The following is a 22428-nucleotide window of genomic DNA, read 5'->3' as shown; positions in this document are numbered from 1 at the left end:
GTTAATCTTTCTCCGTTACTGTACCTTATTATATTATGCAAACGTTTTCATTGGGGCTATTTGATGGGGGTTACGCTGGCGGTATCGACCTTTCCCTTGAAGAAGTCCTCTTTCTTGCGCTTTTCTCTGATGTCCTTCAGCCAGTTTTCGGCGGCATTGTATCGGTTGTCTTCTCCGATGATGGGAACTCCGTCCGCATCTACTTCCTGCACTTTGTCCTTGCTGTTTTTCGGACGGGTTTTCAGGTAGGCCGTTAGGTATCTCTCTGCTTTGGACGCATCTTTCAGATAGTAATAATAGATAAAGGCTGCGTCGTAGAGCAGTTTGTGTTTCTGCCGGTCGTATTTTTCGTATTGCGTCAGAAGGGTATTCGCCTGGTCGGTGTATTGAAATGCCATCTTGTAGCAGTCCGCAAGCCCCACATATAGGCGGGACATGACACTGTCGCTGGGCATGGCGAGGCTTACGGCAGTTTCCAGATAAGTCACTCCATCCTCTTTCCATGATGTCTTGGAGCAGGCGCGTCCCAGATAATAGAGAACGTTGATGTTGGTATTGTCATCTTTAAGAGCCCTTTCCAGCAGGTCGTGTGCTGGGTAGAAGTCTTCGAGGGCATAATAGCTGATTCCGGCGTAGAAGCAGGTTTGGAAGGAGCTGTCTTTTTCCTGTAACAGTTGTTCATATCTTTCTATTGCTTTGGGGTAATCTTTGTTCAGGCAATAGGCTTGGGCATTGATGCGGTTCACAAGGACGTTGGTGGAGTCTATGGAACGGTATTTCTCCGTTATGTTTATGGCGTCTTCATACTGGTGGCCTGCTACATAGATGTTGCCGAGTTTGGCAGCAGACAGGTAATCATTGGGATATCTTTTCTGTATGTCCAGGTAGGCATCTATCACATGCATGATTTCTGTGTTGTCATAGACTTGCCCCATACTTTCGGCTCTAAGGTGTAGTACATAGGCGGAACTGTCCCTTTCTGCCAGCAGGTTGCTTTCCTTTAGAGACTCACGGTATCTCTTCATGTTCATCAGCAGACTGATATACTGGATGCGTGCGTATTTATTGTCCGGATTTATGTGGAGCGCATTTTGGTAGTAATCCAGTGCCTCGCTATATTTGGCAAGTGATTTGCAGCATTCGGCAGCTTCAATGTATGCCCGGGGATTGAGAGAATCCTGAGCTACGACTTCCTGAAATACGCTCAGAGCTTCAAGGTTATTGCCCAGCCCTTTCAGCGCTTTCCCTTTTTGGTAGAGTAGGGGGACGGTCGGGGTTTCTTGATCGATCAGCATCAAGGCTGTTTCATAATCGTAGTTGGCCATCGCCTCTTGAATGGGATTTGTGGTCTGTGCCGCCAGAAGCGAACAGCATGCACTGAAACATAAGGAGATAAAAAGCTTTCGCATACAGTATATCATTTATATGAGGTTAAACTGACTGCAAGTTACTAAAAAGAATGTATTTACGAAATAATCGTAATCTGTTTTAGATAGATTAACGAAAAAGCCCCTCCAAAAATGAAGGGGCTCTAAAATAGTTCAGAATTCAAGCCGGATAACGGAATGAATAAATGTATTACATTAAGAATCCCAGCAGGATACCTGCTGCTACAGCGGAACCGATTACACCGGCAACGTTCGGGCCCATGGCATGCATCAGCAGATAGTTGGTAGGATCGTATTCCAGACCTACTACTTGGGAGATACGTGCAGAGTCGGGTACGGCAGATACACCGGCATTACCGATCAACGGATTAATCTTGTTGCCCTTCTTCAGGAAGAGGTTGAAAATCTTCACGAAGATGACGCCGGATGCTGTGGCAATGACAAATGATAAGGCGCCCAGACCGAATATCTTGATTGAATCAAGGGTTAAGAACTCGGATGCTTGCGTAGAAGCACCTACTGTCAAACCAAGCAGAATAGTAATGGTATCAATCAGCGGACCACTGGCTGTGTTTGCCAGACGACGTGTAACTCCACTTTCTTTCAGTAAATTACCGAAGAACAGCATACCCAGCAAAGGCAGACCGGATGGTACAAGGAATGTGGTCAGTAACAAACCGATAATCGGGAACATTACTTTTTCCGTATGTGAAACCACACGGGGAGGTTTCATACGGATAAGACGTTCATTTTTACTGGTCAGCCAACGCATAATAGGCGGCTGTATCACCGGTACTAATGCCATATATGAATAGGCTGATACCGCAATGGCACCCATTAAGTTAGGAGCCAGTTTGGAAGAGAGGAAGATGGCAGTCGGACCATCGGCACCACCAATGATACCGATTGCACCAGCCTGCATCGGGTCAAATCCTATGGCAAGGGCAATCATATAAGCACCGAATATACCGAATTGGGCTGCTGCACCAACCAACATTAATTTGGGGTTCGAGATCAAAGCGGAGAAATCAGTCATGGCACCGATACCCAGGAATATGAGTGGCGGGTACCAACCGGAGGTTACTCCCTGGTACAGAATATTAAGTACAGAACCTTCTTCATAGATACCGACTTTCAATCCGGCTTCCATATTGAAAGGTATATTACCAATCAGCATACCGAAACCGATAGGAATTAATAGCATCGGCTCAAATTCCTTGGCTACAGCCAAGTATATGAAAAACAAACCTACCAGAAGCATTACCACATGTCCTACCGTTGCATTGGCAAAACCTGTATAAGTCCAGAAGTCGGCAAGGTTGTTTCCTAAAAATGTGATAAATTCTCCCATATTATTCAATAATTACGAGGTCAGTACCTTCGAGAACAGAGTCCCCTTTGTTTACATTGATGGCTGTAATCTTACCGTCTTTATCAGCATTGATATTGTTTTCCATCTTCATGGCTTCCAAAATGATGATAACTTGTCCCTTCTTTACTGTATCGCCGACATTTACTTTGATATCGAGGATTACACCGGGAAGCGGAGATTTTACACCTGACTTGCCGGTAGAAGCAGCGGCCGGTTTTACTACCGGAGTAGCAGGAGCAGCAGGAGCGGATGTGGCTGCCGGACGTGCTACCGGTTTAACAACTACCTTCGGTGCTTTTTCCATTTCAACTTTGTAGGGAGTACCGTTCACTTCTACATGAGCGATGTTGTCTTCAATATCTCCAATGGCAACTTTATATACGTTACCGTTAATTTTATATTTATATTCTTTCATCGTTTTATTTTATTATGGGTGACTTACTTTTTGTGAGGAGTCTCACGCAACGTATAAATCTTTGAACTCCACGGTGAGTAACTGCGTTTTACACGGGTAATGGTAAGTATCGTGTCTTCCACATCGTGTACATCGCTTTGGAATTCGTGCATGGCCATTGAAATGGCAGCAAAAACTTCTCCCGGAGCCTGCCCCAGTTGTTTCTCTTTTGCTTCTTGTTTATCAGTAATACCTTTAGCTTTCATGGCATTGCGTTTGCTGAGGTTAACTGATATTTTACCTATAATCTTGAAGGAGATGTAGAGTAATATCAGCCCGCAGAATACAACGCTCATGGCAGAAATAGCCATACCGATACCTACGCTGTCATGCTCTTCGAATTTTTCCATTTTGGCATTGCTGTCGATAGTCTTGTTGTTGGTACTCGGAGTGACATATTTATCTTCGCTTCCACCCTTTACTTCCCATTGGTCGGCTGCATCACTGACACGGGCATAGGATTGGTTGGCTTTTAAAGTACCGGCAGGCACTATGACTTGATCAAGCAATTTCTTGCCGGAATCATACAACCCAATCCAGTTGGCATTTGTGGCATCCAGTTTGAAGTTCGTATGAAATGTACCGCGTCTTGGTTCTCCATCAGCCCAGAAAAGTGCATGCTGACGTGGTTTTATGAGTGTCAGAACGTCACCTTTGGGAATGAAATAACTGGCAGTATCACCCGGCTGGCTGCTGAATTTCAGATAGCAACCTGCAAGGTCGGCGCTGCCGTATGATCTGTTGAATATTTCAATCCATGCGCTGTGCACACCGTAGTCATCCTGATAGTTGCTCTCGTTGTTGACCAGCACTTCATTCAGCAGCAGTTTGTTGTTCGATTTCTGTTCTTTGCAAGAAGAGCAAAAGCCCAACACCAGCATCAATGAAAGGAATATTCCGATTTTTGTTTTATTCATAATCGTTCTTGTTTTAGTGTGAAAAGCTTGATTACAAGGGAATATTACCATGCTTCTTAGCCGGGTTAGTCAATTTCTTGGTTTGCAACTGTTGCAGGGCACGAATGATGCGGAAACGTGTGTTACGCGGTTCGATAACATCATCAATGTAGCCATATTTAGCTGCATTATAAGGATTGGCAAACAACTTGGTGTATTCAGCCTCTTTTTCAGCCAGGAATTGAGCCGGATTTTCCTGCTCTTTGGCTTCGCGGGCATATAATACTTCTACAGCACCTGCACCACCCATTACAGCGATTTCAGCAGTAGGCCAAGCATAATTCATGTCGCCACGCAGCTGCTTACAGCTCATCACGATGTGCGAACCACCGTAGGATTTACGCAGTGTGATGGTAACCTTGGGTACAGTAGCTTCACCGTATGCATACAGCAGTTTGGCACCGTGCAGGATGACGCCGTTGTACTCCTGGCCGGTTCCCGGAAGGAATCCCGGTACGTCTACCAATGATACGATAGGAATATTGAAGGCGTCGCAGAAACGGACGAAGCGTGCGCCCTTGCGGGATGCGTTGCTGTCGAGCACACCTGCCAGATACTTCGGCTGGTTGGCAACAATACCTACGGACTGTCCGTTGAAACGTGCGAAACCAATAATGATATTCTTTGAATAATCTTTTTGGATTTCGAGGAACTCACCATTATCTATGATAGCACCAATTACCTCGTACATATCGTACGGCTTGTTCGGGTTATCAGGAATGATGTCGTTCAGGGAATCTTCCAGACGGTCGATAGGGTCTGTACAGTCTACATAGGGAGCTTCTTCCAGGTTGTTCTGGGGAATGTAGCTCAACAGTTTGCGGATAAGAGCCAAACCTTCTTCTTCTGTCTGTGCAGTAAAATGAGTAACACCAGATTTGGTGGAGTGAACGCTCGCACCACCCAGGTTTTCCTGGCTTACGTCTTCTCCGGTTACAGTCTTTACTACCTTCGGACCGGTAAGGAACATGTAGGATGTACCTTCCATCATCAAAGTAAAGTCTGTCAAGGCAGGAGAGTAAACGGCGCCACCGGCACAAGGACCGAAAATACCGGAAATCTGCGGAATGACACCCGAAGCAAGTATGTTACGTTGGAAGATTTCAGCGTAGCCAGCCAAGGCATTAATACCTTCCTGAATACGTGCACCGCCCGAGTCGTTGATACCGATACACGGAGCACCCATTTTCATGGCTTGGTCCATAATCTTACAGATTTTCAGAGACATGGTTTCGGACAGTGAACCGGCAGAAACTGTGAAGTCCTGTGCGAAGATATAAACCAGACGGCCTTCGATTGTACCGCAACCGGTTACTACACCGTCACCGGGGTAGTGTTTCTTTTCCATGCCGAAGTTGGTGCATCTATGTTCTACGAACATGTCCATTTCTTCGAAACTGCCTTCGTCGAGAAGCATGGCTATGCGCTCGCGAGCTGTATATTTACCCTTCTCGTGTTGCTTTGCAATCGCTTTTTCACCACCACCGAGACGTGCTGCAGCGCGGCGGTCTATAAGCTCTTTAATCTTTTCAAGTTGATTACTCATGAATTTATATTCTTTAAGTGTTTATACAATTTATGATTTGATGATTTTACAGTCTTGCTTATTCCGGTTTCTCGCAAAGCTCGGTCAGGACACCGAGAGTTGACTTCGGATGCAGGAATGCAATGTTCAGACCTTCTGCACCTTTGCGGGGAGCTTTGTCTATAAGGCGGATACCTTTTTCTTCGACTTCGGCAAGCGCACCGGCCACTCCGTCTTCAACGGCGAATGCGAGATGATGCATGCCACCGTTACCGTTGTTCTTTTCGATGAACTTGGCAATTGTGCTTTCGGGAGAAGTAGGTTCCAACAATTCGATCTTTACATCGCCCACTTTCAGGAAAGCGGTTCTAACTTTCTGATCTTCCACGGTTTCGATGTTGTAGCATTTCAAACCTAAAACGTTTTCGTAGTACGGAAGGGCTTCTTCAATGCTCTTAACGGCAATGCCCAGATGCTCAATGTGTGAAATCTTCATAACTATATAAATTAATGTTAGTATTGTATCCTTTTTAATAAAGGTATAAAGCAGCACAAAGAAAGAGAATTCTTCCTTAATAAAGAAATTTTTCATCAATTAATTAATGGTTAATTGAACTTTAGAAGGATTTTTTCAGACTTTAGATAGAGACCGGTTGTTTTCTTGATATCGTCCGCTAACGGACATCCCCACTGTCCGAAAATGAACACTTACCCCTCTATGAAACCTTTCCGGCCACTTGGCACACTCTTTGCTTTTCTGTTTGCGACAATTTTAAAGATTGAACATGAAAAAGAATATTTTACTTGCAGTTTGTTTTTTGATGCCGTTGGCAACCATGGCGCAGAATGATACTTTGGGACATGAACGCAATATTACGCTGTCGGAGGCCATTGTACTGGCCCGTACGCAGTCTGTGGATGCTGCTGTGGCATTGAATGAATTGAAAACCGCGTATTGGGAATACCGTACATTCCGTGCGGACTTGTTGCCGGAAGTGAATTTCACCGGTACACTACCCAACTATAACAAGTCCTACAGTACCTACCAGAATTCCGACGGCTCCTATAGCTTTGTTCGCAACAATACACTGGGGCTGTCCGGACAGCTTTCGGTAGACCAGAACATTTGGTTTACGGGGGGTAAGCTGTCACTGACTTCTTCGCTGGATTATCTCAAACAACTGGGTTCCGGAGGAGCGAAGCAGTTCATGTCAGTCCCCGTGAGTCTGGAGTTGACGCAACCGGTCTTCGGAGTGAATACCTTGAAGTGGAACCGCCGTATAGAGCCCGTACGCTATGCCGAGGCAAAGGCCGAGTTCATTTCAGCTACGGAAGAGGTGACGATGAAAACCATCACTTATTTCTTTGAGTTGCTGCTGGCCAAAGAATCGCTCGCTACCGCCATGCAGAACAAGACGAATGCCGACCGCCTTTATGAAGTGGCCATAGCCAAACGTAAAATGGGACAGATATCCGAGAATGATTTGTTGCAGCTTAAACTGAATTCATTGCAGGGCAAGGCCGACGTGACTGAGGCAGAGAGCAACCTGAATGCAAAAATGTTCCAGCTCCGTTCTTTCCTCGGGGTGTCCGAGCAGGAAAGCCTGAATCCGGTGTTGCCCGCCACTGTTCCCGATATAAAGATGGAGTATGACCGTGTGCTGAACAAGGCACTGGAACGCAACTCCTTTGCACAGAACATTCGCCGCCGCCAGCTCGAAGCTGATTATGAAGTGGCAACGGCACGCGGAAACTTGCGCAGCATCGACCTCTTTGCCAGTGTGGGCTATACGGGGCAGAACCATGAATTCTCTTCAGCCTACCGGGACTTGCTTGATAATCAGATTGTGCAGGTAGGCGTCAAGATTCCTATCCTTGACTGGGGCAAGCGCCGCGGCAAGGTAAGGGTGGCAAAGAGCAACCGTGAAGTGGTCTTGTCCAGAATCCGTCAGGAACAGATGGACTTTAACCAGGACATCTTTTTGCTGGTGGCTAACTTCAACAACCAGGCGCAACAGCTGGACATAGCCGAAGAGGCGGATGTCATTGCTGAGAAGCGTTACAAGACCAGTGTAGAGACCTTTATGATAGGTAAAATCAGCACCCTGGACCTGAACGATGCACAGAACTCTAAAGACGAAGCCCGTCAAAAGCATATTTCAGAGCTGTACTACTATTGGTATTACTTCTATCAGCTCCGCAGCTTGACCCTTTGGGATTTTGAACGCGATACGGAATTGGAAGCTGATTTTGAAGAGGTGGTAAGAGGATAAGTCGACGGGTTGCAAGTGATAAGTTATGAATTATTTGCCGGTAAAAGTACCGTATATGCGATATTATAGGTGAATAACTTATAACTTATCATTCATAACTCTGCTTTTTTACTTATTTTTGCGGGAAACAAACTACAATTTTTATGATACTGATAATAGACGACGATAGTGCTGTGCGCTCTTCCCTCAGCTTTATGCTGAAGCGTGCCGGATATGAGGTGAAAACGGCTCCAAGTCCTCGCGAAGCTATGGACATAGTTAGGGCCGAAGCTCCCGCCTTGATTTTGATGGATATGAACTTCACTCTTTCCACTACCGGAGAAGAGGGACTTACCTTATTGAAGCAGGTAAAGGTGTTCCGTCCCGATGTGCCCGTTATTTTGATGACGGCATGGGGAAGTATCCAGCTTGCCGTGCAGGGTATGCAGGCCGGCGCATTCGATTTCATAACCAAGCCTTGGAACAATGCTGCTCTTTTGCAGCGCATCGAGACGGCCCTTGAGCTTACGGCCGCCCCGAAAGAGGTGCCGGAAGAGCAGACTACCGCATTGAATCGCAGCCATATTATAGGTAAGTCCAAAGGGCTGATGGAAGTGCTGAACACAGTGGCTCGCATAGCCCGTACCAATGCTTCGGTGCTGATTACGGGCGAAAGCGGAACGGGCAAGGAGCTGATTGCCGAAGCCATCCATATCAACAGCCAACGCGTGAAGCAGCCCTTTGTCAAGGTGAACCTTGGTGGCATCTCGCAGAGCTTGTTCGAGAGCGAGATGTTCGGCCATAAGAAAGGGGCGTTTACCGATGCCAGCGCCGACCGTATAGGGCGTTTTGAAATGGCAAATAAAGGTACTATCTTCCTCGACGAGATTGGTGACCTCGACCCTTCCTGCCAGGTGAAACTGCTGCGCGTGCTTCAAGACCAGACATTCGAAGTGCTGGGCGATAGCCGTCCCCGCAAAGTCGATGTACGCGTTGTGTCCGCCACTAATGCAGACCTCCGCAAGATGGTGTCCGAACGTACTTTCCGTGAAGACCTTTTTTACCGTATCAACCTGATTACCGTAAAACTGCCCTCCTTGCGGGAGCGCCGTGAAGATATTCCTTTGCTGGCACGTCACTTTGCCGACCGTCAGGCAGAGGTGAACGGCTTGCCGCGTACGGATTTCTCGGCCGACGCTCTGAATTTCCTTTCCCGCCTGCCTTATCCGGGCAACATTCGTGAGTTGAAGAATCTGGTGGAGCGTACCATTCTGGTCAGCGGCAAGCCGGTGCTGGATGCCACGGATTTCGATGCCCAATATCTGCGTCACGACGAACCGGCCAAAGCTGCCGAAGGTACTTCTTTTGCAGGTATGACCTTGGATGAAATAGAGCGGCAGACTATCTTGCAGGCGTTGGAACAGCATAAAGGGAATCTCAGTCAAGTGGCAGTGTCATTAGGCATCAGCCGCGCTGCGCTTTACAGACGTTTGGAAAAATATAATATTCAAGTCCCGTGCGCATAAAATTCTTTTTCTTCATACTCGTCCTTTTTCTGCTCGGTCTGGGTGGAATGCTGGTATATCTGCTGAGTGGAAAGCCTTCTTTGTATCTGTACGTATTGGAGGGGCTCATCGGGTTTATCCTTATCTATCTGATAGTATTCTATAATAAGATAGTGAAGCCGATGAACACCATAGGCAGCGGTATGGAGTTGCTGCGCGAGCAGGATTTCAGTAGTCGTCTCAGCCGGGTAGGGCAGTACGAGGCAGACCGCATTGTGAATATCTTTAACCGAATGATGGAGCAGCTCAAGAATGAACGGTTGCGCATGCGCGAGCAGAATCACTTCTTGGATTTGTTGATTCAGGCATCTCCAATGGGGGTTATTATCCTGACAATGGACGATGAAGTGTCGCAACTGAATCCGATGGCGGTAAAGATGCTCGGTGTCCGTATGGAGGAGGCGATGACAAAACGGCTGGACCAGATGGACTCCCCGTTGGCTGCCGAACTTTCGTCTATTCCCAAAGACGAGACGGCGGTGGTCCGTCTCAATGATGCGAATATTTATAAATGCACCCATTCTTCTTTTATTGACAGAGGGTTCAAACATCCTTTTTTCTTGATAGAGCGTATGACGGAAGAAGTGATGCGTGCCGAGAAGCGTGCCTATGAAAAGGTAATCCGCATGATAGCTCATGAAGTGAACAATACCACTGCGGGCATCACTTCCACACTCGATACAGTGGAGCAGGCACTTTCTACAGAAGATGATATGGAGGACATCTGCGACGTGATGCGCGTCTGTACGGAGCGTTGTTTCTCGATGAGCCGTTTCATTACCCGTTTTGCAGATGTGGTAAAGATACCTGAACCTACCCTGGCACCCGTCCAACTGAATGAGTTGGTGTCCATGTGCAAGCGTTTCATGGAAGGAATGTGCAATGACCGCAATATAGAGCTACGTCTGGAATGCGACCCGGAGGTGGGAATGGTGCGTATGGATGCTTCTCTTTTTGAGCAGGTGCTTGTGAATATCATCAAGAATGCCGCCGAAAGTATAGAGGGGGACGCCGGAGAAAACGGACAGCAAGGTGAGATAATAGTAAGGACCACTGCCCCCGCTTCTGTCGAAGTCGTTGACAATGGTCCGGGGATAAGTAAAGAGACCGAAGCTAAACTCTTCAGCCCCTTCTTTTCCACCAAGCCGAACGGGCAGGGAATTGGCCTGGTGTTTATCCGGGAAGTTTTGAGCCGTCATGGTTGCACGTTCTCCCTGCGTACCTACAGCGATGGATTGACCCGCTTCCGTATACTATTTAATTAAAATTTGAAAGTTTTACCTTTCACCTTTCAATTTTCAATTTTTACCTTTCGCCTTTCCATTTTTAAAGAATTCTTTTGCATACTCCTCCAGTATCTTTTTGATGCCTTGGCCGATGGTTGCATAGTCTTTCTCGTCCAGATTGGCGAGTGAGGCGCGTACGCTCCATTCGGGGCCGTCAAAACCACCGCCGTTCAGCAGCACCAGAGAGGTTTCTTTGGCAAGGCGGAAGACTACGTTCAGCGGGCTGTAGGTACGTTTCAGATATTCTACAAAGTCGTCCCCATAGAACTTCTTTGCCCAAACCAGCATGTCGATTTCTGTATAATAACCTACGCGCAACGGGTCTTCCGTCAGCGTGAAACCGGTATTCTCCCAAAGGGCATGCAATCGGCGGCGGATAATCTCCTGCATCTTTTGCTTGTATTTGTTTTCCTTGTCCAGCAGGGCAAAGGCGGCGAAAAGGCCCATCTGCATCTGTTGTGGCAATGACAGTCCGGCGGTATGGTTCAGTGCCACCTGACGGCTGTCGGCAACCATACGGTCGATAAACTTCAGTTTTTCAGGTTCCAGAGTGAGGGTGGAGTAGCGGTGGTGCAGAATCTCCCGTTTCTCTTTCGGCAGTTTGGCTATCAGCTTGTCGAACAGGTTGAATTCGTGCAGGGCAATGACCGCATTGCGCCATCCGGTGGCACCGAAGTATTTGGAGAATGAATAGACGCAAAGCGTATTGTAGGGAATTTCTGCCATGAACGAACGGAAGTGTGGACTGAATGTACCGTATACGTCGTCTGTAATAATCATCAGATTAGGGTTGTCATTCCTGACGATGCTCACGATGCGCGCCATTGTATCCGGACTGAGTGTGTAGCTGGGCGGATTACTGGGATTGGTGACAAAGAGGGCCTTGATTTTAGGGCTTTTCAAGCGGTCTATGTCTTCGTCGCTGTACTGCCAGAGGTGCATCCCTTCGTTATTCATGCGGTTGGCATGTATTTTGGTCACTCGAAACTGGTAGCGGCTGAGTTGTGGGATTTCAATATAGGGGGTAAAGGCAGGAACCATGAGGACGATGCCGTCCCCTTTGTTCAGCAGGAAGTTTTCCTGCAGGGAGTCGAAGATGTAGCACATGGCGGCTGTTCCACCTTCGGTGGCAAACAGGTCATAGGCACCCCGGGGAGGACGGTTGTCGCACATCTCTTGCGAAAGGTAATCTTGCACAAGGATTTCCGTAAAATGAAGGATGCGGTCGGGCACGGGATACTGATCGCCTACAATGCTTTCGGCCCATTCGTGTACAAGGCTGTCGGGGTCGGCGGCATGCTGCATCAGCAGGTAGTTGTAGGTTTGTTCCAGCAATTTGGCGCCCGGTACGTTATTGTTCTTTTTCAGGAAGGCTTCGAAGCGGGAGGCAATGCCTTTTTTTTCGGGGATGCCTGCAATGCCCTCGGGCAAATCCATGATGCGGCGGCACTCTTCCAGGCCGAAGCTTCCCAATAGGAAGAAGGCTTCGCGTGGAGCGGTTGCAATCCAGTTGGGGTTGCCGCGCCCTGCGTTCAGCATGGTACGGGCGGTTTTCTTCAGACTCTCGTCTGCCATGTCTATCAGGCGGTTCTTCAGTTCGAAAGGACTGATAGATTCCATTTTCTTTTCTAAAAGTTTTGTATCCATAAGCTCAAGTTTAGGTTCGTTATTTATTGTTTTCAGTCATTCGGCGAATAATCTCTGTTCATGCGGTATACTATTTCTTTCCTTGCTTGAAATTAATCGTCCGATATATGTTTCCTTTTCGTCCGACAGTTGTTGAATCATCGTCCGACAACTGTTGAATTATCGTCCGACAGCTGTCGGACGAATAGCTATTAGTGAATGGGTATATAGTCGCTTGCATTTCCGGCAATAATTCTTTGAATGCTCCGGATTAGTAAGCATTGGTACAGAATCGTCTTATATTAGCAAAACGATGACTACACCCCATATTATTAATAAGGTATTGCCCACGGCATAGGTCACGGTGTATCCCAGAGCAGGTGTCTCACTCTCAACGGCATCCTGCACCGCGCCTAAAGCGGCCGTAGTGGTACGTGCCCCCGCGCAGACGCCCAAAGCCAGTGCCGGATGGAACTTGAAAACATACCTTGCCAGCAGCAAGCCGATAATCAGCGGCAGGGTGGTGGCGGCTGCTCCCACCAGGAACAGGCTGATACCTACGTCGTGGAAGCCCTGCACGAAACTGGGACCTGCCGAAATGCCCACTACCGCGATGAACATGTTCAGACCGACATTGTTCAACACCCATTGCGAAGGTTCGGGAATGCGCCCGAAGGTGGGGTGCTTACTGCGGAGCCAGCCGAAGAACAAGCCGGCAATCAATGCGCCGCCGCTTGTGCTCAAGCTGATGGGGATGCCGCCGATATGGACGGAAAGTGCTCCGAACAAACCTCCGACAAGGATACCCAGGCCTACGAATATCATGTCCGTCTGGTTGGTAGGGCGGTCTATATACCCCAGACGTTTGGCTGCTGCTTCCACTTCCTGCCTGGTACCTACCACTTCGATGACGTCGCCGGCATCTACTACCGTTTGTGCCAGCACGGGAATGGATATTCCGGCGCGCTTGATGCTCCGGATACTGACACCGTGCATGAACTTTTCCCTTCGGATAACTGCAACCGTCTTGCCGGCAACCGTCTTGCGTGTGATTGTAACCGGTAACTTTTCGGCAGGAAAATCCAGGAGCTGGGCATCTTGTACTTCCGGCCCTATCCAGCTTTCTTCGCCTATGATGTATTCGCGGCGTCCGCTTAGCACTACTTCGTCTCCCGGCTCTATCTGTATGTTCATGCTGACTTCCACCACAACTCCGGATTTGCGGAGGCGTTCCACAAATAGACGTTTGTCGTGCTGCCGGAAGTAGACTTCCAGGTCAATCACCCGCTTTCCATTCTTGAACCATTCGTTTTCGACCCGGTAGGCACGGAAAGTGACGGGGCGTGCCGCCGGCATGAATCCCGGTTCGTCAGCCAGAGAGCTGCCCATCTTCGCCTCCAGTTCCTTGCAGGCGGCTTTCACCTTTTCCAGCCCGCCTAGCATCTTGGGACCAATGGATGATAGGACCCATGCCGAGCCTGCCGTACCGAAAATGTAGGTGACGGCGTAGGATACGGGAATGATGTTGACGTAACTTTGTCGTTGGGCCTCGTCCAGTCCCATATTGGCCATGGTGTCTTCTGCCACTCCGATGACGGCGGAGATGGTTTGCGAACCGGCCAGCAGTCCGGCAGCTTCACCGGCATTGTAGCCCATCATCAGGGCCAGCAGCCAGGTCACTAACAGTACGGATACACACATCAGTACGGCAAAGCCCACTTGGGGCAATCCGTCCTTTTTCAGTCCGCGGAAGAACTGGGGACCCACTTTATAGCCCACGGCAAAAAGGAAAAGCAGAAAAAATACCGACTTTATCGGACCCGGTACGGCTATATTCAGTTGCCCTACCAGTACGCCTACAAGCAGTACACTGGTCACTGTGCCCAGCGTAAACTTACCGATACGCAGTTTCCCCAGCCAGAATCCCAGGAATATAGTGAGGAAAATGGCAAGTTCGGGGCGTTCCCTGAGCTGGTTGAAAATCCATTCCATAATCAAGTTGTTTAGGTTATATATTGGTTGTTCCGATGCTTTCTGGAGCGTCGTTTCGCTATACAACGGCTTTTAACGGGAAGTGTTTTGTACAAAAGGAGTTTTTTAGAACATTTATTCCGTAAAACCGAACTTTAAGAAAAAGTTTTCTTCCGTACCTTTGCCATCCAAATTAGGTAAAACAAGGTATGAAGTTGTTTTTTAGGGTATTTCTGCTTATCCAGCTGGTTACTCTTCCATTGAGAGCACAATATATGGTGCAAGGCGTTGTCACCGATTCGTTGACGAAGGAGCCGTTGCCTTATACGTCAGTTTATCTGAAAGGAACTACGGAGGGAGGGATGACGGACAATAACGGCCGTTTTTCCTTCAAGACCTATCGCCCGGAGGCCACGCTGGTCATTTCGGCCGTGGGATATAATGAATATGTCCGGCTGATTCATCCTGCAAAGTCTTCTAAGTTCAATATTGCCCTTTCGCCAGCCACTTATGCACTGGATGAGGTGGTGGTGAAGCCGAAACGTGAACGGTATAAGAAAAAGGATAATCCCGCAGTGGAGTTTGTACGCAAGATGATAGAGCATCGGGATGACTACTCGCCCGACGAACGCGACTTCTGGAAACGTGACCGCTATGAAAAGATGACTTTTGCCATCAATAACTTCGACAGCTTGAAGCAACAGAAGTGGCTTTACCGTAAGTTCAAGTTTCTGACGGATTATGTCGATACCTCTGCCGTTACCGGCAGGCCGGTACTGGCCATCTCCAACCGTGAGTTGCTTGCCACAGACTATTACCGCAAGTCTCCGCATAGCCGGAAACAGTGGGTCACCGCCCGCAGGCAGGCAGGAGTGGACGAAATGCTTTCCCAGCAGGGTATGGAGCAGGCTATCAGTGTCACCATGACCGATGTAGACCTTTATGAGAACAACATCACCTTGTTCACCAATAAGTTTGTCAGTCCGCTTTCCTCCCTTGGGCCGTCTTTCTACAAATATTATCTGATGGATACGCTTACCGTTGCCGGAAAGCCTTGTGTTGACTTGACATTTGTCCCTTTCAACTCCGAGTCGTTCGGTTTTACGGGACATTTATACGTCATGCTGGACAGTACCTATTTTGTAAAGCGTACCGTCATGAACTTTCCTCAGAAAATAAATCTGAACTTTGTGGACTACATGAAGATTGAACAGAATTTTGACCGCGCGGAGGACGGTACGAGGCAGTTGCTCAATGAGAGTATCACTACGGAGTTCAAGTTGGTGGACAATAGTGACGGTATTTATGCCAAGCGGGATGTGTATTACAGAAATTATCAGTATGAACCGGATGACAAGGCTCTGCAGGCTTTCCGAAAACCGGAAAAGGTGATTGAAGAGACATCGGCTTCCGGCTATTCGGAAGCATATTGGGATGCCAACCGCCAGGTGGAAGTCAGCAAGAAAGAAACTTCGGTGGACAAGATGATGGCCCAGTTGCGCAGCTATCCCGTTTATTTCTGGACGGAGAAAGTGTTGAAGGTGCTGTTCACGGGGTATATTCCCGCTCCGAAGGAAAAAGAACCTTTGTTCTATATCGGTATGATGAATACCACCATCAGCGGAAATACACTGGAAGGGGTGCGCTTGCGTGCCGGCGGTATGACGACGGCATGGCTCAATCCGCATCTGTTCGGTAGGGGGTATATGGCATACGGTTTTCGCGACCATCGTGTAAAAGGACTTGCCGAACTGGAATATTCTTTTCATAAGAAGAAGGAATATGCCAATGAATTTCCTATACATTCGTTGAAGCTCCGTTACTTGTCAGATGTCAATCAATATGGACAACACTATCTTTATACCAGTCAGGACAATGTTTTTCTTGCTTTGAAACGTCAGAAGGATGACCGTATCGGTTATCAGCGGAAGGCGGAACTGACCTATACCAATGAGTTCCATTCCGGTTTTTCCGTACAGATGACGACGCGTCTGCGTAAAGATGAATCATCCCATCTGATTCCTTTCGTCAAGCAGGACGACCATAATACGTATGTAAAAAGTATTTCGACCAGTGAACTGGAATTGAAGCTGCGCTATGCTCCCAACGAGAAATTCTTCCAGACCCAATGGAACCGTTTCCCCGTTTCGCTGGATGCTCCGGTCTTTTCGCTTACACATACCATGGCTGCCAAAGGGGTACTGGGAGGAGACTATACCTATCACTATACGGAAGCGGGTTTTCAAAAGCGTTTCTGGTTCTCAGCATTCGGTTATACGGACGTTATCCTGAAGGCCGGGAAAGTATGGAACAAGGTTCCTTTCCCTTTGCTCGTCATTCCCAACGCGAACTTGTCCTATACCATACAGCCCGAGTCCTATTCACTGATGAATGCCATGGAATTCATGAACGATGAATACGCTTCCTGGGATGTGACCTATTACTTGAACGGCTGGCTCTTCAACCGTATTCCTTTGTTGAAAAAGTTGAAATGGCGTGAAGTACTTTCCTGCCGCGGCTTGTATGGGAATTTGAGTGATAAGAATAATCCGGCTTTTCAGCAGGATTTGTTCCGTTTTCCTGCTGGAAGTACCACCATGGGACATACGCCATACGTAGAGGCAGGTGTAGGCATTGAAAATATTTTCAAGGTGTTGCGTGTCGATTATGTATGGCGTCTGACTTACCGAAATTTACCGGATGTAGACAAATCCGGGCTCAGAATCAGTCTACACATGACATTTTAACTTAAATCTTACTAATAGGACATTAAATCGGATAAAATGACTAATCCCAATTGAGTAAAATACCCTAAATTTGAGCAATTTTTTAAACTCTAAATAATACAATGGCAATGAAAGAAAACATTAAGCCGGCAACCGGACGCTTGGGCGTGCTGGTAGTCGGAGTAGGTGGTGCGGTTGCAACCACCATGATTACCGGTACATTAGCTGCTCGCAAGGGCTTGGCAAAAGCTATAGGCTCAATCACACAAATGGCTGCTATGCGCATGCAGGATGGCAAAGAAAAACTTATCAAAGACATAGTGCCTTTGGCTGATTTGAATGATATCGTTTTCGGCGGTTGGGACATTTTCCCGGACAACGCCTACGAAGCTGCTATGTATGCCGAGGTTTTGAAAGAGAAAGACTTGAATTTGGTAAAAGACGAACTGCAAGCCATCAAGCCGATGCCTGCTGCATTCGACCACAATTTTGCAAAACGTTTGAACGGTACGCATATTAAGAAGGCTGCTACTCGCTGGGAAATGACAGAGCAGTTGCGTGAGGATATCCGTAACTTCAAGGCAGCCAATAACTGCGAGCGTATTGCTGTGCTGTGGGCTGCAAGTACCGAAATATATATTCCGCTGTCCAAAGAGCACGAATCTCTCGCTGCTTTGGAGCAGGCAATGAAGGAAAACAATACTGAAGTTATCTCTCCGAGTATGTGCTATGCATATGCTGCCATTGCAGAAGGCGCTCCGTTTATTATGGGTGCTCCTAATCTGTGTGTGGATACTCCGGCTATGTGGGAATTCTCCAAGAAAATGAATGTGCCCATTTCCGGTAAGGACTTCAAGAGTGGCCAGACTTTGATGAAGACGGTGCTTGCTCCGATGTTCAAGACCCGTATGTTGGGTGTAAGCGGCTGGTTCTCTACGAATATTCTGGGTAACCGTGACGGCGAGGTACTCGACCAACCGGAGAACTTCAAGACAAAAGAGGTCAGCAAGCTGTCTGTTATCGACAATATCTTCGAACCGGAGAAATATCCTGACTTGTACGGTGATGTTTATCATAAGGTACGCATCAACTACTATCCTCCTCGTAAGGATAACAAGGAAGCATGGGACAACATCGATATTTTCGGCTGGATGGGCTATCCGATGGAAATCAAGGTTAACTTCCTGTGCCGTGACTCCATTCTTGCTGCTCCCATCGCGCTCGACTTGGTTATTTTCAGTGATTTGGCATTGCGTGCAGGTATGTGCGGCATCCAGACGTGGCTGTCCTTCTTCTGCAAGAGCCCGATGCACGATTTCGAGCATGAGCCGGTACACGATTTGTTCCAGCAATGGCGCATGGTGAAAGAGACTCTCCGCAACATGGTGGGTGAAACTGCACCAAGTTATTTGGATTAAAAAAACAGTGATAAGGTGATAGAAATAAGGTGGTAAGGTGATAGAGTGATAGCACTTTACCACTTTATCACTTTTATTACTTTATTGCATTTATCACTTTACCGTTTTTATCGCATTTATCACCTTATTACTTTTTTGATGAAGAAACCCTCCCTCCTCCCAGTCATTATCGGTACGGGCTTTGGCTCGGGCTTTTCTCCTTTTGCACCCGGCACTGCGGGAGCTTTGCTGGCTACGCTTATCTGGTTCGGGTTGTCTTATCTGGTTTCAAGTGCCTGCCTTTTGTGGCTGACAGTAGCATTGATTTTGGTATTTACACTTGCCGGTATCTGGGCTGCCAACCGCCTGGAGGCATCTTGGGGCGAAGACCCTTCGCGCGTGGTGGTCGATGAAATGGTCGGTGTGTGGATTGCCTTGCTTGCGGCGCCCGCCGGACATGTATGGTATGCATTGGGAGCATTTGTCTTGTTCCGTTTGTTTGATATATTCAAGCCCTTGGGCATTCGCCGTATGGAAAGTCTGCCGGGTGGAATCGGGGTAATGATGGACGATATTCTGTCTGGAGTCTACGGATTTATAATTTTGATTGTGGCAAGATGGATAATCAGTTGAAATCAAATGGCAAAGGTGTGTCGTGGCGCCATTCTGTCTGGATCTTCTTCAAGGCCCAGATTTCTGCGCAATTCGCAAGCTTTGTCGATTTTCTGGTGACTATCCTTCTGGTAAAGGCTTTTGCTGTTTTTTATCTTTATGCCACATTCACGGGTTCCGTGGTAGGAGGCATTGTAAACTGTGCCATTAATTACGGATGGGTGTTCCATGCCGAAGACTGTAAGAAAACGCATGTTGCCGTGAAATATCTCTTTGTCTGGGGAGGCAGCATTATACTGAATACCTGGGGCACTTTTGCATTGACCGAGTGGCTTACCGGCATGACATGGGTCAATGGATTGTTGGGATATTATATCGACAATGTATTTATTCTGTCAAAGATAATTGTAGCAGTGCTGGTAGCTTTTTTTTGGAACTACCATCTGCAACGTTTTTTCGTTTATCGTAATCACAATATAAAAGGCTTTCTGAAACATTATTTAGAGAACAAAAAAGACGAATATGAATTATAGAGATTGGTTGCAGCAGGTGATATACAAGATTATCAACCCTGTGGTGCATGGTATGATTAGAATTGGCATTACGCCTAACTTTATTACGACTACGGGGCTGGTACTGAATATCGTGGCGGCTGCCTTGTTTGTGTATGCAGGAGTGTACAAGAGTGGTGAACTGGCCTATGTAGGCTGGGGAGGCGGTATTGTGCTCTTTGCCGGGTTGTTTGATATGATGGACGGACGCGTGGCACGCGTGGGTAAAATGAGTTCTACTTTCGGTGCGCTCTACGACTCCGTACTCGACCGTTACAGCGAGCTCGTGACATTGTTCGGCATCTTCTATTACCTGATGCTGCAAGGCTATTTGTGGGGCTCCATCATTACATTCATTGCGCTGATAGGTTCGCTGATGGTGAGTTACGTGCGTGCCCGTGCCGAAGGTTTGGGGCTGGAGTGTAAAGTGGGTTTCATGCAGCGCCCCGAACGCGTTGTGCTGACTGCCCTCGGTGCCATGTTCTGCGGTATCTTTGGTGATTGTACTTTATTCGACCCGATGCTGATACTGATTGTGCCTATGGCAGTGATTGCAATATTGGCGAATTTGACGGCATTTGCCCGCTTGGCGCATTGCTATAAACTACTGAAAGACAAGGAATGAAAAATAGTTTGTTTCCCTCTGTGAGAGAGGCGGTGCTGGTGATTGTCATCACAGCGTTTTTCCTGATTCTGACAGCGGTCTGTATCGGGCTTCGTCCGGAACATTTCCTGATGGCGGGTGTATTTTTGGTATTGTTCTTTGCCGGACAGATAACCCGTAAGTTGGCAGTGGCGCTGTTGCCGTTTTTCATATTCGGCATTTCGTATGACTGGATGCGCGTATATCCCAATTACCAGGTGAATCCCATTGATGTAAAAGGACTTTATGAGGCAGAAAAATCCCTTTTTGGCTTGTCTGTAGACGGTGCTGTCCTTATCCCTTGTGAGTATTTTGCTTTGAACCATTGTCCTGTTGCCGATTTCTTTGCCGGGATATTCTACCTCTGTTGGGTACCGGTTCCCATTGCATTCGGGTTGTGGCTCTATCTGAAGGGTGACCGTAAGGTATATCTTCGTTTTGCGATGGTGTTCCTGCTGGTTAATCTCATCGGTTTTGCCGGCTATTACATCCATCCCGCTGCTCCGCCCTGGTATGCCATGAATTATGGTTTCGAGCCGATACTCGACACTCCGGGCAATGTGGCAGGCTTAGGGCGCTTTGACGAATTGCTGGGATGTTCCATCTTCAACTCCATTTACGGAAGGAATGCCAATGTATTTGCAGCAGTGCCCTCGCTCCATGCCGCCTATATGGTGGTGGCTTTGGCTTACGCGGTTATGGACCGCAGCAAAAAGTGGTTGATAGCGTTGTTTGCGGTGATTATGGTCGGTATCTGGTGGACGGCTGTCTATTCGGGACACCATTATCTGATTGATGTGATGCTGGGCATCTCTTGTGCATTGCTGGGTATTTTTGTTTTTGAGAAAGGACTGATGAAGTGGGGAGCGTTCGGACGCTTCTTTGAAAGATACAGTCGATACATTAAATAAGGTATACAATGAATAATTTTGTTTTTTATAGTCCTACAGAGTTTGTCTTTGGCAAGAATACTGAAGTGCAAGTCGGTGCATTGGCGCGTAAGTATGGTGCACAAAAAGTGATGATAGTATATGGAGGCGGTTCTGTTGTACGGAGTGGTCTGCTGGATAGAGTGAAGCAATCCTTGCAGGAAGCCGGTGTGGCTTATTGCGAAATGGGAGGTGTCCAGCCCAATCCCATTGACGGGAAGGTATACGAAGGTATTCAGCTTTGCTGTCGTGAGCAGGTGGATATGATGCTTCCTGTGGGAGGTGGTTCGGTCATAGATACGGCAAAGGCCATTGCTGCCGGAGCCCTCTATGATGGTGACTTTTGGGATTTCTTTATCGGTCGTGCCAAGGTGGAGAAAGCGTTGAAAGTAGCCGTGGTGCTGACTATCCCGGCTGCCGGAAGCGAAGGTTCGGGCAATACGGTAATTACCAAGACAGAGACACTCCAAAAACTGGGGCTCTGTGCCCCCGAGCATTTGCGTCCCGTATTTTCCATCATGAATCCTGAACTGACCTACACTCTCCCAGCTTATCAGACGGCTTGTGGTATTGCCGACATGATGGCTCACATCATGGAGCGTTATTTCACAAATACACCGGATGTGGAAATCAGCGACCGGCTTTGCGAAGGCACCTTGACAGCTATCATTAAAGAAGCTTACCGGGTGAAACAGCAACCGGACAACTATGCCGCGCGTGCCAACATTATGTGGTGTGGCACTGTGGCGCATAACGGAACTTGTGGGGTAGGGCGTGAGGAAGACTGGGCATCCCATGCACTGGAACATGAAATCAGTGCTATCTATAATGTAGCCCACGGTGCCGGCTTAGCTGTAATCTTCCCTGCCTGGATGGCTTTTATGGCAGAACATAATCCGGCAAAGATAGCCCAGTTTGCCCACCGCGTTTTTGATATACCCAAGTCCGAAGATTTGGAAGAGATGGCTTTGGCTGGTACCGCCCGCCTGAAACACTTTTTCCGTTACATGGGCTTGCCGGTTAGCTTTAAGGAGTTGGGCATCGAGCATCCCGATATAGACCGTATGCTCGTCAGTCTGCAGCGCAATAAAGGCGAACTGCTTGGCAACTACGTGAAGCTGACCATGACTGATTGCAGGGAAATCTATCGTTTGGCTTTATAGCGGAAGGCATGT

The 22428-nt window shown here is 47.7% G+C and carries 18 protein-coding genes; 10 read left to right on the top strand and 8 right to left on the bottom strand.

From position 1 onward, the window contains the following. Positions 1-56: 56 nt before the first annotated feature. The 6 genes from DW947_RS03260 to mce all read right to left on the bottom strand — a co-directional run bounded on the left by DW947_RS03260 (position 57) and on the right by mce (position 6191). Complete coding sequence (locus DW947_RS03260) at positions 57-1409, bottom strand: tetratricopeptide repeat protein (RefSeq protein WP_005826790.1); 1353 nt, start codon at positions 1407-1409, stop codon at positions 57-59. A gap of 169 nt (positions 1410-1578) precedes the next feature. Next, positions 1579-2739, bottom strand: a complete 1161-nt coding sequence (locus DW947_RS03255) for a sodium ion-translocating decarboxylase subunit beta (RefSeq protein ID WP_005826789.1) — start codon at positions 2737-2739, stop codon at positions 1579-1581. A 1-nt stretch (position 2740) separates the two neighbouring features. After that, entirely contained in the window at positions 2741-3175 is a 435-nt protein-coding gene (locus DW947_RS03250; RefSeq protein WP_005826788.1) for a biotin/lipoyl-containing protein, read from the bottom strand. Between the two features lie 23 nt (positions 3176-3198). Continuing rightward, positions 3199-4131, bottom strand: a complete 933-nt coding sequence (locus DW947_RS03245; protein ID WP_008663742.1) for an OadG family transporter subunit — start codon at positions 4129-4131, stop codon at positions 3199-3201. Between the two features lie 31 nt (positions 4132-4162). Continuing rightward, positions 4163-5716 (bottom strand): acyl-CoA carboxylase subunit beta, encoded by a 1554-nt coding sequence (locus DW947_RS03240; protein ID WP_005826784.1) that lies wholly within the window; start codon positions 5714-5716, stop codon positions 4163-4165. 58 nt (positions 5717-5774) lie between these two features. After that, the gene (gene mce, locus DW947_RS03235) at positions 5775-6191 is read right to left on the bottom strand and encodes a methylmalonyl-CoA epimerase (RefSeq protein ID WP_009036790.1); all 417 of its coding nucleotides are present in this window, start codon (positions 6189-6191) and stop codon (positions 5775-5777) included. A gap of 289 nt (positions 6192-6480) precedes the next feature. Here mce and DW947_RS03230 point away from each other — a divergent pair, with 289 nt between their 5' ends. The 3 genes from DW947_RS03230 to DW947_RS03220 all read left to right on the top strand — a co-directional run bounded on the left by DW947_RS03230 (position 6481) and on the right by DW947_RS03220 (position 10777). Next, positions 6481-7968 (top strand): TolC family protein, encoded by a 1488-nt coding sequence (locus tag DW947_RS03230; RefSeq protein ID WP_005826781.1) that lies wholly within the window; start codon positions 6481-6483, stop codon positions 7966-7968. Positions 7969-8111: 143 nt separating this feature from the next. Further along, positions 8112-9473, top strand: coding sequence for a sigma-54-dependent transcriptional regulator (locus DW947_RS03225; protein WP_009036791.1), 1362 nt, complete (start codon positions 8112-8114; stop codon positions 9471-9473). Next, a complete protein-coding gene (locus DW947_RS03220) occupies positions 9464-10777 on the top strand; it encodes a sensor histidine kinase (RefSeq protein ID WP_008663734.1) in 1314 nt (437 codons plus the stop codon). The genes DW947_RS03225 and DW947_RS03220 overlap by 10 nt, the downstream gene beginning before the upstream one ends. A gap of 33 nt (positions 10778-10810) precedes the next feature. On the opposite strand, the gene aspD is transcribed toward DW947_RS03220, so the two are convergent. Together aspD and aspT are read right to left on the bottom strand one after the other, a co-directional pair. Further along, the gene (gene aspD, locus DW947_RS03215; RefSeq protein ID WP_117962587.1) at positions 10811-12445 is read right to left on the bottom strand and encodes an aspartate 4-decarboxylase; all 1635 of its coding nucleotides are present in this window, start codon (positions 12443-12445) and stop codon (positions 10811-10813) included. A gap of 276 nt (positions 12446-12721) precedes the next feature. Next, positions 12722-14416, bottom strand: a complete 1695-nt coding sequence (gene aspT / locus DW947_RS03210; RefSeq protein WP_005826770.1) for an aspartate-alanine antiporter — start codon at positions 14414-14416, stop codon at positions 12722-12724. 188 nt (positions 14417-14604) lie between these two features. Here aspT and DW947_RS03205 point away from each other — a divergent pair, with 188 nt between their 5' ends. The 7 genes from DW947_RS03205 to DW947_RS03175 all read left to right on the top strand — a co-directional run bounded on the left by DW947_RS03205 (position 14605) and on the right by DW947_RS03175 (position 22416). Then, positions 14605-17142 (top strand): DUF5686 and carboxypeptidase-like regulatory domain-containing protein, encoded by a 2538-nt coding sequence (locus DW947_RS03205; RefSeq protein ID WP_117962589.1) that lies wholly within the window; start codon positions 14605-14607, stop codon positions 17140-17142. Positions 17143-17249: 107 nt separating this feature from the next. Beyond that, positions 17250-18539, top strand: coding sequence for an inositol-3-phosphate synthase (locus tag DW947_RS03200; RefSeq protein WP_005835961.1), 1290 nt, complete (start codon positions 17250-17252; stop codon positions 18537-18539). A 138-nt stretch (positions 18540-18677) separates the two neighbouring features. Continuing rightward, the gene (locus DW947_RS03195) at positions 18678-19151 is read left to right on the top strand and encodes a phosphatidylglycerophosphatase A (protein WP_005826764.1); all 474 of its coding nucleotides are present in this window, start codon (positions 18678-18680) and stop codon (positions 19149-19151) included. Beyond that, complete coding sequence (locus tag DW947_RS03190) at positions 19136-19663, top strand: GtrA family protein (RefSeq protein ID WP_005826761.1); 528 nt, start codon at positions 19136-19138, stop codon at positions 19661-19663. Before DW947_RS03195 ends, DW947_RS03190 begins: the two co-directional genes overlap by 16 nt. Further along, complete coding sequence (locus tag DW947_RS03185) at positions 19653-20306, top strand: CDP-alcohol phosphatidyltransferase family protein (RefSeq protein ID WP_005826758.1); 654 nt, start codon at positions 19653-19655, stop codon at positions 20304-20306. Before DW947_RS03190 ends, DW947_RS03185 begins: the two co-directional genes overlap by 11 nt. After that, positions 20303-21235: a phosphatase PAP2 family protein gene (locus tag DW947_RS03180; RefSeq protein ID WP_009036795.1), complete on the top strand. Its 933-nt coding sequence runs from the start codon at positions 20303-20305 to the stop codon at positions 21233-21235. Before DW947_RS03185 ends, DW947_RS03180 begins: the two co-directional genes overlap by 4 nt. A gap of 8 nt (positions 21236-21243) precedes the next feature. Beyond that, positions 21244-22416, top strand: coding sequence for an iron-containing alcohol dehydrogenase (locus tag DW947_RS03175; protein ID WP_009036796.1), 1173 nt, complete (start codon positions 21244-21246; stop codon positions 22414-22416). Positions 22417-22428 lie beyond the last annotated feature (12 nt).

This window comes from Bacteroides sp. AM44-19, assembly GCF_003603395.1.
GTDB lineage: Bacteria > Bacteroidota > Bacteroidia > Bacteroidales > Bacteroidaceae > Bacteroides > Bacteroides uniformis.
Note: the sequence above shows the minus strand (reverse complement) of the source record. Positions and strands in the feature narration are given on the sequence as shown.

What these genes read in the sequence shown, in the direction of transcription:
- DW947_RS03255 (WP_005826789.1), bottom strand. Translation starts at nt 2,739, where the DNA reads ATGGGAGAATTTATCACATTTTTAGGAAACAACCTTGCCGACTTCTGG.
- DW947_RS03225 (WP_009036791.1), top strand. Translation starts at nt 8,112, where the DNA reads ATGATACTGATAATAGACGACGATAGTGCTGTGCGCTCTTCCCTCAGC.
- mce (WP_009036790.1), bottom strand. Translation starts at nt 6,191, where the DNA reads ATGAAGATTTCACACATTGAGCATCTGGGCATTGCCGTTAAGAGCATT.
- DW947_RS03200 (WP_005835961.1), top strand. Translation starts at nt 17,250, where the DNA reads ATGAAAGAAAACATTAAGCCGGCAACCGGACGCTTGGGCGTGCTGGTA.
- DW947_RS03205 (WP_117962589.1), top strand. Translation starts at nt 14,605, where the DNA reads ATGAAGTTGTTTTTTAGGGTATTTCTGCTTATCCAGCTGGTTACTCTT.
- DW947_RS03185 (WP_005826758.1), top strand. Translation starts at nt 19,653, where the DNA reads ATGAATTATAGAGATTGGTTGCAGCAGGTGATATACAAGATTATCAAC.
- DW947_RS03180 (WP_009036795.1), top strand. Translation starts at nt 20,303, where the DNA reads ATGAAAAATAGTTTGTTTCCCTCTGTGAGAGAGGCGGTGCTGGTGATT.
- DW947_RS03250 (WP_005826788.1), bottom strand. Translation starts at nt 3,175, where the DNA reads ATGAAAGAATATAAATATAAAATTAACGGTAACGTATATAAAGTTGCC.
- DW947_RS03245 (WP_008663742.1), bottom strand. Translation starts at nt 4,131, where the DNA reads ATGAATAAAACAAAAATCGGAATATTCCTTTCATTGATGCTGGTGTTG.
- DW947_RS03190 (WP_005826761.1), top strand. Translation starts at nt 19,136, where the DNA reads ATGGATAATCAGTTGAAATCAAATGGCAAAGGTGTGTCGTGGCGCCAT.
- DW947_RS03195 (WP_005826764.1), top strand. Translation starts at nt 18,678, where the DNA reads ATGAAGAAACCCTCCCTCCTCCCAGTCATTATCGGTACGGGCTTTGGC.
- aspD (WP_117962587.1), bottom strand. Translation starts at nt 12,445, where the DNA reads ATGGATACAAAACTTTTAGAAAAGAAAATGGAATCTATCAGTCCTTTC.
- DW947_RS03240 (WP_005826784.1), bottom strand. Translation starts at nt 5,716, where the DNA reads ATGAGTAATCAACTTGAAAAGATTAAAGAGCTTATAGACCGCCGCGCT.
- aspT (WP_005826770.1), bottom strand. Translation starts at nt 14,416, where the DNA reads ATGGAATGGATTTTCAACCAGCTCAGGGAACGCCCCGAACTTGCCATT.
- DW947_RS03230 (WP_005826781.1), top strand. Translation starts at nt 6,481, where the DNA reads ATGAAAAAGAATATTTTACTTGCAGTTTGTTTTTTGATGCCGTTGGCA.
- DW947_RS03175 (WP_009036796.1), top strand. Translation starts at nt 21,244, where the DNA reads ATGAATAATTTTGTTTTTTATAGTCCTACAGAGTTTGTCTTTGGCAAG.
- DW947_RS03260 (WP_005826790.1), bottom strand. Translation starts at nt 1,409, where the DNA reads ATGCGAAAGCTTTTTATCTCCTTATGTTTCAGTGCATGCTGTTCGCTT.